Here is a 12,398-nt window from a genome sequence, read left to right on the forward strand (position 1 = left end):
GAATGAATAAAAAACTCAGCGAATTTATAATTTTATACCGCAAAAAGCTAAAGAGAGAAAAAATTAAATTACTTTTAAGAAAAAATTGCAATGCAGTATTTTTAATTTGTATAAATTTGTGAAATAATTCAAAATAAACTATGAGAAAAATATTTTTATTAGCTATGCTAACCGTTTTAGGAACAACGATTTCTAGCGCTCAAGAGACTTCAAAGAAAGCTAAAAAAGCAAAAACAACTGTTGTTGCGCTGCCAAAAGTAGAGGGTGCAGGAATGGTTTTTGAAAATGAAACTATTGATTATGGAACCGTAGCTCATAATGCTGACGGTAATCGTCAATTTGTATTCACAAATAATGGTAACAAACCATTAATCATTACTAACACACAAGGTACTTGTGGCTGTACAGTTCCATCTACACCAAAAGAGCCAATTGCTCCAGGAGCAAAAGGAATTATAGGTGTAAAATATGCTACAGACAGAGTAGGACCTTTCACAAAACAGGTTATCGTAACATCAAATGCTGCGGGTCAGCCTACAAAAACCCTTACTATTAAAGGTACTGTTTTGCCAGATGCTGCACCAGCTGCTACAAAAAGCTAATATTTTTTCACACAAAATACAAGAAAGGCTTCCTGATTTTAGGAAGCCTTTCTTTATAAAATATAATTCCTTACAATGAGAAAACTCGAAAACAGCGAACTGGATAGAAAATCAGTAGACGATTTTAAAAAATCTGAAAAAACGCCTTTAATATTAGTTTTGGATGATATCCGAAGTTTGCATAATATTGGATCTGTTTTTCGTACTGCTGATGCTTTTCTGGTAGAAAAAATAATTCTGTGCGGAATTACTGCAGTTCCTCCCAATAAAGAAATTAACAAAACGGCTCTTGGAGCAACCGAAACCGTAACCTGGGAACATCATGAAAGTGTGTTGGAAGTTATTGCAGATTTAAAAAAACAAAATATTATAACTCTTGCAATAGAACAAGTTGAGAGTGCCGTTTTTCTTCAGGACTTTAAAGTGCAGAAGAATCAAAAATATGCTTTGGTTTTTGGGAACGAAGTTTATGGCGTAGCGCAGGAAGCTGTGGCTTTATGTGATGGCTGTATCGAAATTCCGCAGTTAGGAACTAAACATTCTTTAAATATATCAGTAAGCGCAGGAATTGTAGTCTGGGATCTATTCAAACAATTTAACAACTAAAAGTTAATTTGTAATTATATATTTTGTGTATAATAATCTTTTAAACAAAGTTTTGCATTTTGATATAAAAGCTTATTTTTATAAAATGAAAATTAGATATCTCTTTGCTGTACCGCTTTTTTTTGTGCTTTTTGTTTTTTCTTTTAGCAATGCAAATCCTGCACCTAAAAAAACATTTGTATCATTAGCTAATGCAGCTCCTGTTATAACTGCAGCTGGCAATCAAGCCTATTGTCCTTTGGCTAGTGTAAATATTGTAACCAGTATCTCTATTACAGATGTTGACGATACAAGCACTGATGCTATTTATATTCAGATTTCATCTGGTTATGTAAAGGGAGAAGATCAATTAACGTTAAACAATCCTTTATCACATCCTGCAATTCAAAGTACTTGGAATTCAAACGAAGGCAAATTAACATTAAAAAGCCCAACAGGATTACCTGTAACGTATATTGATTTAGAAAAAGCCATAAGAGACGTTCAATTTAGCAACTCATCCGTTAAACCAAGCGGAATTCGAAACTTTTCAATTAGTATAGGGCAAGCTAATTATCTTCCTAGAAATGGTCATTATTATGAATATGTGGCTGATTTAGGAATTAGCTGGACAAAAGCAAAAACAGCAGCAGATTTAAAAACATATTACGGACTAAAAGGGTATTTGGCTACTATAACTGCTGCTGATGAAGCACAATTAGCAGGAAAGCAAGCTCCTGGAGCAGGATGGATAGGCGGATCCGATTCGGAAACTGAAGGAACTTGGAAGTGGATGACGGGCCCAGAAGCCGGTACTATTTTCTGGAATGGATTATCAAATGGTTCATCACCGAACTTTGCTTTTTGGAATAGCGGAGAACCCAATCAGGCAGGTGATGAGGATTATGCACATATTACCGCTCCAGGAATTGGAGTTGCAGGATCATGGAATGATTTAGCCGATTCTGGTTCGCCTAGCGGTGATTATCAGCCAAAAGGTTATATTGTTGAATACGGAGGCACTGCAGGCGATCCAGTTCTAAAGCTTTCGGCCAGTACATCATTAACTATTGCCACAATATCAGACACAAAACCTGCGTCAAGATGTGATGCTGGGACAGTTACACTTCAGGCGACAGCTGCCACAGGAACCATTAACTGGTATGATGACTTAACAGGAGGGAATAACTTAGGTAATGGAAATAGTTTTTTGACCCCAAATCTAACTTCTACAACTATTTTTTATGCTGAAATTGCTGGCTGTACTAATCCGAGAACTGCAGTAGAAGCCAAAATAATCAATACCCCAGCCATTATAAGCACTAATACACCTGTAACGAGATGCGGTGAAGGTTCGTTCAAGCTAGAAGCCACACCGTCCGAGGGAATTATAAACTGGTATTCGGAAATTAGCGGTGCCATTGTAGGTACAGGATTGTCTTTCACAACTCCAGCTATTGCTGCTAATACTATTTATTATGCCGAAGCAGTCAATAGCGGATGTGTTAACAGTACAAAAACACCTTTAGACTTAGTTGTTTACCCGCTTCCACCTGTAAGCGATCAGACTCGCGAAAAGTGTATTTCACAGACTATTACCTTAGATGCTGGTGTTCCGGCCATGACTTATCTGTGGTCAACATCGGCAACAACACAAACTATAGATGTCGTAAGCAAGGGAGTTTATACTGTCGACGTAACCAGTCCTGCTCCTCAAAACTGCATCAGTAGAAAAACAATCAATGTTGTTGAAAATGATAAGCCTCAAATAAAAAATGTAGCAGTCGATGAAACAACAGTTACAATTGAACTCGTTAAAAACGAAGATTATTTTGAATTCTCAATAGACGGAGTCAATTACCAAAGTTCAAATGTATTCACAAATGCACCAAGCGGACTGCAGACAGCATATGTACGTGAGGTTAATTTATGCAGTATTGACCTGAAAACATTCATTGTTATAATTGTTCCTAAATATTTTACTCCAAATAATGATGGTTTTAATGATGTTTGGGATGTAAAAGCATTAGTGAATTATCCTTCAAGTGAAGTAACTATTTTTGATCGATATGGAAAATTAATCACAAAGCTTAATAATTTTAACCGTTCATGGGATGGTACTTTTAATAAAAGCTTATTACCTGCGACTGATTATTGGTATGTATTAAAGTTAGATAAAAACAGTCCGGAAGTAAAAGGCCATTTTTCTCTGAAGAGATAATTACAGATTACTTTTCTTCTGGATTTCGTTCAGAATATAAATATAATCTTCCTGGATGCTTACAAAATCACGGTCGGAAACATCAACTACCAAAACATTCAAATCTGTCTGGGTCTTGATGTATTCTAAGTAGCCTTTATTTATTTTGTCTAAATATGCTTCGGTAATATCCTGCTCGTAGCTACGCCCGCGTTTTTTTATATTCTGCAGTAAACGGTCGGTATTTTGATACAGATAAATATACAGATCCGGTTTTGGCATTTCTTTGTAAATAATGTCAAAAAGCGTACGATACAATCGAAATTCATCGACTTCCAAAGTAATTTTAGAAAATAAGAGCGATTTAAAAATATGATAATCGGCAATGATAAAGTCTTTAAACAAATCAAACTGCGACAAATCATCTGATAACTGCTGATACCTGTCTGCCAAGAAAGACATTTCTAATGAAAAAGCATACCGGCTTTGATCTTCGTAGAATTTTGGCAAAAAAGGATTATCTGCAAAACGCTCCAAAACTGTTTTAGCATTAAAATCCTGAGCCATTTTTAACGCCAATGTTGATTTTCCTGCACCAATATTCCCTTCGATGGCAATGTAATTATACTGATTTAACCGAATTGCATTCAAAGGGTATTTTAATTCCTGAACTATTTCGCAAACGCTGTCATCTGGTGTTATCTGAATTAATTCTGGAATAGTTTTTTTCAAAACAGGATGAACCCAGTCTAATTTTAAATCCTGAAAAGGAAGTAAAACAAATTTTCGGTTCTGCATCAGAGGATGAGGAATCTGCAGATGTTCGGTATGGATTATTTCAGAATCAAAAGCAATCAGATCAATATCAATAATTCTAGATTGATAACCCGCATTTTCGCTGCGTGTCCTGCCCAGCTGTTTTTCAACAGCTAAAACTTCCTCCAGAATCTGTCCGGCTTTTTTAAAAGTATGCATAACCAGAGCACAATTATAGAATGCCTCACTTTCAAATCCCCAGGAAGGAGTTTCATACAAATTGGACACTTTTACAATAGTCCCTACTTTAAGATGAATTAATTCAAGGCACAATTCGATGTTTCTCAATCGATTGCCTTGATTGCTTCCTAAAGATAAAATGACCTGATGCTGTAGTTCCATATTAAGCACAAATTAACTAAAAGAATTTTAGAATAACAGTATATTTGCCCACTGTGTTGCAATTTATTTTCATTCAGGACTGTAACAAATTAACATTTTTAAATACTTATCTTTAAAATATAATTTATGAGATTTTTAGGAAACGTAATGGCTACCATCATTGGTATTTTTGTCTTTTTCATGCTGTTTTTCTTTGGTATTGTACTTATCGGAGCACTTTTTGGCGGTGATTCTGAGGGAGTTGAGGTTAAAGCCAATTCGGTTGTCGAATTAAACTTAGAACACATTTCCAATGATTACGCTGGGAAATACAAAGATCCTTGGATGGATGTTTTTTCGGAGAAAAAAAATATAGGGCTTATTGACATTATTAATGCTATTGAAGCTGCAAAAACAGATAATGACATCAAGGGAATATCGATTTTAAACCAAAATTCATCTTTGGGATTAGCGCAAAGCAAAGAATTGAGAGAAGCACTGAATGACTTTAAAAAATCCGGAAAATTTGTTATGGCTTATGCCAATGATTATTCACAGAGAGATTACTATCTGAACTCTGTTGCCAATACAGTTTATTTAAATCCGGCCGGCGATCTTGATTTCAAAGGATTATCAACTGAGATTATGTTCTTTAAAGATTTACAGGAAAAAACAGGAGTAAAAATGGAAGTTATCCGTCACGGAAAATACAAAAGCGCCGTTGAACCTTTCCTTGAAAATAAAATGAGTGATGCCAATAGAGAGCAGACCACCGCTTTGCTAAATTCCGTATGGAGTTCGGTTCTCGAAGATATTTCAGCAAGCCGTCATATTTCAACGGCTAGGTTAAACGAAATTGCTACCGGCTTATTGGCAAGAACTCCCGAAATGGCCAAAGCCAATAAACTTATCGACATTGTTGCTTACGAAGATGTATATCATCAGGCTATCAAAAATATTTTAAAAGTGTCAGCTGATGAAGATTATAACAAAGTTTCCATTGTTGATTATGCCCAAAAAATAGCCACTACCTCGATACTTTCAGAAACAGACAATCAAATTGCTGTTATCTACGCTCAAGGCGAAATTCAAGGCGGTGAAGGTGACGTTGACGTAATTGGCGAAGGTTCTATGCGCCGTTCATTTCAGGAAGCAAGAAAAAACAAGGACATCAAAGCGGTTGTGCTTCGTGTGGACAGCCCAGGAGGAAGCGCTCTGACATCGGATTTGATCTGGAGAGAAATCGAATTGACCAAAAAAGTAAAACCCGTTGTGGTTTCTATGGGTAATTATGCAGCCTCTGGAGGATACTATATTTCATGCAATGCCAATACTATTTTTGCCGAAAAAAACACAATAACAGGTTCTATCGGAGTTTTTGGAGTCTTACCAAATTTCAGTCAATTGTCAAACAAGATTGGAATCAATACCGAACAGGTAACAACAAATGAAAATGCCAATTACAGTCCATTTGTACCTTTGAACGAGAAATTCAAAAAAGTAACCTTGGAAGGAATTGAAAGAGTGTATAAAACATTTGTAACTCATGTCGCCGAAGGCAGAAAAATGACTTATGCACAAGTAGATTCTATTGCACAAGGCCGTGTCTGGACTGGTATTGAAGCGAAAAGAATTGGTTTAGTTGATAAAATCGGGAATTTAAATGACGCTATAAAAGAAGCGGCATCATTAGCCAAAATCAAAGACTACTCCACTCAAAACTTTCCAGAATATGAAAAAGATTTTGCCGATGTATTTGCAAACATTCCTTTTGCCAAATCAAAAGAGGCTTTAATTAAAGAAGAAATAGGCGAAGAAAATTATTTCCTTTTGCAGCAGGTTAAAAAAGTACAGCTTCAAAAAGGCATCCAGGCCAGAATGCCTTTTGAAATTTCTATACATTAATCTTTTAAAATAATAAAACTCAGCCCCTTCCCGTTTTTAAAACAGGAAGGGGTTTCTTTTTTTTATAAATTTTAACAGAACAGCTAATTAATAAACACTTATTTTTGTAATAATAACCCAAATTACTAAACTTATATGTTAAAGAAAATTCTAAAAATCGCCGGAATTGTATTAGTTGTATTTACAGCTTCTTTATTTGCAATTCCTTATTTCTTTAAAGACCAAATAAAAGCCAAAATTACTGAGGCTATTAATGAAAAAGTAGACGCCAAGGTTTCTTTTGCAGATGCTGATTTGAGTTTATTCAAAAATTTCCCAAAAGCTACAGTTGTTTTAGACAAACTGTTAATTATCAACAAGGCTCCATTTGAAGGAGATACATTGGTTTCATTGGGCGAATTAAACTTAAAAATGTCTGTCAAAGAATTATTTAAGGGCAAAGAAGAAGCCATGGAAATTGAAGGAATAACTTCGAAAAATGGTTTTATTAATATTATATTCAACAAAGACGGAATTGGAAATTTTGATATTGCTTTGAAAGACAACAAACCAAAAGAAGATGATTCTAAAAGCGATCCAATGGCATTGAAAATCCAAAAATACCAAATTGAGAATTTCAAGTTTCAATACTTTGATGAGGGTTCACAGATGCGAATGGTCATTGACAGTTTAAACCATGAAGGAACTGGTGATTTCAGCGGTTCAAAACTGGATTTAGACACCAAATCAACTGCCAAAGTATCATTTGACATGGGCAAAATCAATTACATGAAAAACGTTGCACTGTCACTGGATGCCGTTCTTGGTATTGATTTAGAGAAAAGCAAATATACTTTTAAAGAGAACAAAGCTTTAATCAATCAGCTTCCGTTGGAATTTGACGGTTTTATACAAATGGCCGAAGCAGGACAAGTGTATGACCTGAAATTCAAAACACCGACTTCGTCTTTCAAAAACTTTTTGGGACTAATTCCTGCTGCTTATTCTTCCAGCTTGGAAGGCGTAAAAACTACGGGAGATTTTACGGTTAATGGTTTTGCAAAAGGCACACTTACCGATACTACTATTCCAAAATTCAATATTGCCATTGCTTCCAATAATGGATCATTTCAATATCCGAACCTGCCAAAATCGGTGCAAAGCATTGTAATTGATACCAAAATCGTAAATGAAACCGGTATCATGAATGATACTTATGTTAATCTGGATAAACTTTCGTTTAGAATCGATCAGGACGTTTTTGATGCCAAAGCCAATATCAAAAACATCAGCACCAATGCTTTGGTTGACGCTGCTCTGAAAGGGACTATCAATTTAGCCAATCTTTCTAAAGCCTATCCGATAAAGCTTGAAAAACCGCTTACTGGTATTCTTAAAGCAAATGTAACTACCAAATTTGATATGGTTTCGGTTGAAAAAAGCCAGTACCAAAATATCAATAATGCTGGAACTATCGGCTTGACAGGATTTAATTATGATGACGGAAACGGCAAAAATATGACCATCAGCAATGCTTTGGTACAATTCAACCCAAGTCAGGTTAACCTGAAACAATTTAATGCAAAAACTGGGAAAAGCGACCTTAGCGTAACAGGAGTTTTAGATAATTTTTATGGTTTTATGTTCAGAAAACAAGAGCTGAAAGGAAATTTCAATTTGTCTTCAAACCAGCTTGCTGTAAGTGATTTTATGACTGCCAGCACGGCTCCAGCTAATGCAGAAACAGCAGAAACAAAAGAAACTGCAAAAAAAGCAGCTAAATCTGAACCTTTAAAAATACCGGCTTTCTTAAATTGTACGCTTACCGCAAAAGCAAATACGGTTTTGTATGACAATCTTACATTGAAAGCTGTTTCGGGTAAAATGACCATTAAAGATGAAAAAGTTTCCTTGACAGATGTAAAAACATCCATTTTTGGGGGAACAATTGGTGCGAATGGTTCTGTTTCTACCAAAGGAAAAACGCCAGTTTTTGATATGGATTTAAATTTAAATCAAGTTGATATCCAGCAGAGTTTTACCCAATTGGATATGCTGAAAAAAATAGCTCCAATTGCAGGTGTCGTAAATGGAAAAATAAACACCGCTATCAAGTTAAACGGAAATCTTGATGCCACTGAAATGACTCCGGATTTGAAAACAATTTCAGGAGATTTAATCGGGCAATTGCTTTCAACAACTATAAATTCGAATAATTCGACAGTATTAAAAGCGTTGACTTCCAATGTTAAATTTGTTGATTTAAATAAAATAAATCTTAATGACATCAAGGCTGCATTGACTTTTAAAGATGGAAAAGTAAATGTCAAACCGTTTGATATAAAGTATCAGGATATAAAAGCGACTGTTGGCGGAACACATGGTTTTGATCAAAATATGGATTACAACATCAAGTTTAATGTTCCTGCTAAATATTTAGGCAAAGAAGCCAATGCTTTTATTTCGAAAATGTCTCCAGCCGATGCTGCCAAATTTGAAAATATTCCTGTAACTGCGTTAATGACTGGTAATTTCAGTAATCCGAAAATCTCAACCGATATGAAAACAGTTATGACTAACCTGACGAAAGAATTAGCCAAACAGCAATCGGACAAACTGCTGAAAAAAGGAACTTCAGAATTGGATAAGTTATTGAGTAAAAACCAAAAAACAGATACCGACACTACTAAAACCAATACTCAAAAAGAAGATGTTAAAAAGAAAGCCGGCGATTTACTAAATGGTTTATTCAAAAAGAAAAAACCAGCAGAGCCTACAACTCCTCAAAATTAAACTTAAAAAGCCGTCTCACAAAAATTGGAGACGGCTTTTTTATTGTTTTTCCAAGGAGGCAATATCTCAGACTTAATATGATTGAATTAATACATCAGTGGGAATGTGTAATCTTTCATGAAGCTGTCGAATCATTTCTAAGGATAATTTTCTTTTACGATTTAGAATTTCACTCGCACGGCTTTTCAACCCAACGATATCTGCTAAATCAGTTTGACTATAGCCCATTTGCTCCATTCTGAATTTGATTGCTTCAATTGGGTCTGGCAACCCAATAGGGAAATTATCGTTTTCATATTGATCAATCAAAATGCCAAGCACTTCAAGTTCATCCCCTTCTGGCGAACCAGATTTAGCATCAAAAATTACTTCAAGCCGTTCTATAGCTTGATTGTAATCTTTATCATTTTTTATAGGCTTAATTTCCATAGCTGTTAAATTTCGTTTGCATTACCTAACCTCATCAACAGGTTCCCAAAGTTCTATTTTATTTCCTTCGGAGTCCATGATGTGAATGAATTTTCCGTAATCGAAGGTTTCCATTTCATCGAGGATGGTCACGCCGTTGGCTCTCAGATTTTTTACAAGTTCTTCGATATTCTGAACTCTGTAATTAATCATGAATTCCTTTTTGGATGGAGCAAAATATTCACTTCCGCTCTTAAAAGGACTCCACTGCAATTGATTTACTTCATTGGGTTTGTCTATATTTCGGGATTCGAAAGTGGAACCCCATTCATTGACATCAAGTCCTAAGTTTTTTGCATACCATTCTCTGGTTTCAGCTGGATTGTCCGAAAAAAAGAATATTCCGCCGATTCCTGTTACTTTTGGGGTTTTGTCTTCCGGTTTGTTGTTTGAATCTTCCATGATGTTCATTGTTTTAATTGCATCTTATTCTCTAATACAAATTAAAAAAGATCAAGTTTCTTGTAATACGCAGTTACGAATTATTTCCACTAAGTTAAAATTTCTTGCAAAAGATAAACGTAAATTTTCACAAAAATGCTATTTATAAACAGTCTTAATCCAATGTTAAAATTTAGTCATATAATAAAAAAACTTTTCTAAGTTAACTAATCTTAGATTATTGTGCTATGTTTGTATAAAATTTCAATTATATGTCTAGCGTAATTACCAAAAATTTAAAAACCTATTTGCAACAGATTGAAGATCAGTCGCAGAATGTTATAATGGATGGTTATTTTCATGTTAACCATGTTATAGATGCATTTAATAAAGGTGAAGAAATTGGCAATAAAAAAGCTTTTGAAGAAATAAAAGACAAATTGATGCGATCATCAACTCAAATGTTTTTGTATGGATTAGATGTAATGAAAGGCTTAGAAAATGCAGGATTTAAAACATCTCAATTTTTTGTTAATCCATTTGCATTTAAATTTATGCTTACTACTCCGCTTGAGAACACCTATAATGAAGAATTTATAGACAAGTTTTTTCAGCTTTCAAATGAAATTCAAAATAAATTTAAGCAAGAATTCGGCATAGTTATGCAACTTTACTTCATTCAAGACTCCGATATTAATGAAAATGAGCTCAAAACAGATGGCTTTTTAAAGGTTGAAAATGTCTAAACGGTTAGATCAAGCTGAGCACAATGAAAAGCTCTCTCAGCAACTTTACGATGAAAAAACTTTCTTAGATTGGGCTAATACTACAGCTTTCTATTCTGCATTACATTATGTACAGCATAAATTATTGCCAGGGACTTACAATGGACAACTTTGTAACTGTATTGACGATGTAGCCAAAGCTCTTAATTGCAAAGGAAAGCACGAAGCTACAAATCAATTAGTTCAAGTTGGTCTACCTGCTATCTCAACATCTTATGGTTTTTTAATGAATTGTAGCTTTACTGCAAGGTATCATGATTATAAAGTTCATCCTGAACATGCAAAACTTTGTCAAAAATACCTAAAAACTATCAAAGAAATTTGTTCTTGATCTCTCCTATTCTTAAGGATTAACTATAAATAAGTCTGATAAACTTCTATAAAAAATACTCAAAACAAGTGGTTTTGTAAAATTTATTTTCTTTTCACCTCTCAAATATATCGAATATATTTCTAAAAAAAATAATCTTGTTTATACCGCTAAACTGCGTGAGGGATAGCAATGAAAAGCCCGCAGACAAGTGTAGCGACAGCGGAACTTGTCGAGGACTTGTAATGAATAGCCCGACAGCCACAAAGAAAAAGGGCTATCACCGCAAAGTAGATAGCCCTTTTTCTTTGTGGGTGGCACGCCCAAATAACAATAATTTTACACATTAATCGAAACAACATAGCCTTCAAAACCACGAACATTGAAAACGGTTCCGTCTTCAAAAATAAGATACTGTCCTTTGATTCCCGTTAGTTTTCCTGTGAAATGAGGTGTTTTATCGAGACTTAGGCTGGCTATTTTTTTGGGATAATTCAAAACGGGAAAATGCATTTCGTACAAGTCATTTTTGTCCAAATGATAAAACTCCTGCACTTCGGCTGGGATGAGATTTTCAAGCTTTAATTTTTCGGCAATTAAATCGACAGGCAGGACATCATTTTGAAGCATTTTGCGCCAATTGGTTTTATCGGCATAATGATTTTTCAGGGCTACCTCGGTGATTCCTGCCAAATATCGATTGGGCACTTCCACGATTGAAATCGCCTGAGTCGCGCCCTGATCGATCCATCGCGTAGGCATTTGCGTTTTGCGCGTCACCCCTACCTTGACCTCGCTCGACAAAGCCAAATAAACGATGTGAGGCTGTAACTGCACTTTTTGTTCGTAATCTAAATCACGATCGGCAATCCCAAGATGTGCAGTACTCAGCTCGGGTTTCATGATCCAGTCGCCCACCGCCGGACTAGAATAAAAGCAGTCGTAACAGAATCCCTGACGGAATATTTTTTTCTTTTTATTGCAGTTCAAACACTGATAGCCTTCAAAATTAATTTCCAGCTCCTTGTTTAACAGCTGATTCATGTTTAAAAAACTGTTTTCGAAAACCAGATAATATTGGATGGGATTTCCAAATTCGGTCTGCATTTTAGAAAGTACTCCTTGGTATGTCATTGGGATTTTAGATTGTTGATTTATGATTGTAAATAACAGGACTATTCGCTTGAATTTTGAATATTTGACAAAAATCGAATTGTTTTTTACAAAAAAAGACTATTTTTGATACAGTTGCA

General features: G+C 35.1%; 10 protein-coding genes and 1 pseudogene. 7 read left to right on the forward strand and 4 right to left on the reverse strand.

Features of this window, described 5'->3' with window-relative positions; genetic code table 11:
• The first annotated feature begins 140 nt into the window (after positions 1-140).
• The 3 genes from ABEG11_RS02665 (at position 141) to ABEG11_RS02675 (ending at position 3,408) form a co-directional block, all read left to right on the forward strand.
• Entirely contained in the window at positions 141-602 is a 462-nt protein-coding gene (locus tag ABEG11_RS02665; RefSeq protein WP_348822655.1) for a DUF1573 domain-containing protein, read from the forward strand.
• Between the two features lie 75 nt (positions 603-677).
• Positions 678-1,208 (forward strand): RNA methyltransferase, encoded by a 531-nt coding sequence (locus ABEG11_RS02670; protein ID WP_348822656.1) that lies wholly within the window; start codon positions 678-680, stop codon positions 1,206-1,208.
• 85 nt (positions 1,209-1,293) lie between these two features.
• Positions 1,294-3,408, forward strand: a complete 2,115-nt coding sequence (locus ABEG11_RS02675; RefSeq protein ID WP_348822657.1) for a T9SS type B sorting domain-containing protein — start codon at positions 1,294-1,296, stop codon at positions 3,406-3,408.
• On the opposite strand, the gene folK is transcribed toward ABEG11_RS02675, so the two are convergent.
• On the reverse strand, positions 3,409-4,545 hold the full coding sequence (folK, locus tag ABEG11_RS02680; protein ID WP_348822658.1) for a 2-amino-4-hydroxy-6-hydroxymethyldihydropteridine diphosphokinase: 1,137 nt from the start codon (positions 4,543-4,545) through the stop codon (positions 3,409-3,411).
• A gap of 126 nt (positions 4,546-4,671) precedes the next feature.
• Between folK and sppA the strand changes: the two genes are divergently transcribed.
• Both sppA and ABEG11_RS02690 read left to right on the forward strand, forming a co-directional pair.
• A complete protein-coding gene (sppA, locus tag ABEG11_RS02685) occupies positions 4,672-6,429 on the forward strand; it encodes a signal peptide peptidase SppA (protein WP_348822659.1) in 1,758 nt (585 codons plus the stop codon).
• A gap of 135 nt (positions 6,430-6,564) precedes the next feature.
• Positions 6,565-9,201, forward strand: coding sequence for an AsmA family protein (locus tag ABEG11_RS02690; protein ID WP_348822660.1), 2,637 nt, complete (start codon positions 6,565-6,567; stop codon positions 9,199-9,201).
• 72 nt (positions 9,202-9,273) lie between these two features.
• Here ABEG11_RS02690 and ABEG11_RS02695 read toward each other — a convergent pair whose 3' ends face one another.
• Together ABEG11_RS02695 and ABEG11_RS02700 are read right to left on the reverse strand one after the other, a co-directional pair.
• The gene (locus ABEG11_RS02695; protein WP_348822661.1) at positions 9,274-9,630 is read right to left on the reverse strand and encodes a helix-turn-helix domain-containing protein; all 357 of its coding nucleotides are present in this window, start codon (positions 9,628-9,630) and stop codon (positions 9,274-9,276) included.
• A gap of 60 nt (positions 9,631-9,690) precedes the next feature.
• A pseudogene (locus ABEG11_RS02700) lies at positions 9,691-10,080 on the reverse strand (VOC family protein); the annotation flags it as partial.
• Positions 10,081-10,322: 242 nt separating this feature from the next.
• Here ABEG11_RS02700 and ABEG11_RS02705 point away from each other — a divergent pair.
• The gene (locus tag ABEG11_RS02705) at positions 10,323-10,796 is read left to right on the forward strand and encodes a hypothetical protein (RefSeq protein WP_348822663.1); all 474 of its coding nucleotides are present in this window, start codon (positions 10,323-10,325) and stop codon (positions 10,794-10,796) included.
• Entirely contained in the window at positions 10,789-11,166 is a 378-nt protein-coding gene (locus ABEG11_RS02710) for a hypothetical protein (protein ID WP_348822664.1), read from the forward strand. The genes ABEG11_RS02705 and ABEG11_RS02710 overlap by 8 nt, the downstream gene beginning before the upstream one ends.
• A gap of 318 nt (positions 11,167-11,484) precedes the next feature.
• Here ABEG11_RS02710 and ABEG11_RS02715 read toward each other — a convergent pair whose 3' ends face one another.
• Positions 11,485-12,279 (reverse strand): DUF2797 domain-containing protein, encoded by a 795-nt coding sequence (locus ABEG11_RS02715; RefSeq protein ID WP_348822665.1) that lies wholly within the window; start codon positions 12,277-12,279, stop codon positions 11,485-11,487.
• Positions 12,280-12,398 lie beyond the last annotated feature (119 nt).

It is taken from the genome of Flavobacterium aestuarii (assembly GCF_040049115.1).
Lineage (GTDB): Bacteria > Bacteroidota > Bacteroidia > Flavobacteriales > Flavobacteriaceae > Flavobacterium > Flavobacterium aestuarii.

Excerpts from the sequence above, each read along its gene's own strand:
- ABEG11_RS02705 (WP_348822663.1), top strand. The coding sequence starts at position 10,323 with ATGTCTAGCGTAATTACCAAAAATTTAAAAACCTATTTGCAACAGATT.
- ABEG11_RS02690 (WP_348822660.1), top strand. The coding sequence starts at position 6,565 with ATGTTAAAGAAAATTCTAAAAATCGCCGGAATTGTATTAGTTGTATTT.
- folK (WP_348822658.1), bottom strand. The coding sequence starts at position 4,545 with ATGGAACTACAGCATCAGGTCATTTTATCTTTAGGAAGCAATCAAGGC.
- ABEG11_RS02715 (WP_348822665.1), bottom strand. The coding sequence starts at position 12,279 with ATGACATACCAAGGAGTACTTTCTAAAATGCAGACCGAATTTGGAAAT.
- ABEG11_RS02695 (WP_348822661.1), bottom strand. The coding sequence starts at position 9,630 with ATGGAAATTAAGCCTATAAAAAATGATAAAGATTACAATCAAGCTATA.
- ABEG11_RS02665 (WP_348822655.1), top strand. The coding sequence starts at position 141 with ATGAGAAAAATATTTTTATTAGCTATGCTAACCGTTTTAGGAACAACG.
- ABEG11_RS02675 (WP_348822657.1), top strand. The coding sequence starts at position 1,294 with ATGAAAATTAGATATCTCTTTGCTGTACCGCTTTTTTTTGTGCTTTTT.
- sppA (WP_348822659.1), top strand. The coding sequence starts at position 4,672 with ATGAGATTTTTAGGAAACGTAATGGCTACCATCATTGGTATTTTTGTC.
- ABEG11_RS02670 (WP_348822656.1), top strand. The coding sequence starts at position 678 with ATGAGAAAACTCGAAAACAGCGAACTGGATAGAAAATCAGTAGACGAT.
- ABEG11_RS02710 (WP_348822664.1), top strand. The coding sequence starts at position 10,789 with ATGTCTAAACGGTTAGATCAAGCTGAGCACAATGAAAAGCTCTCTCAG.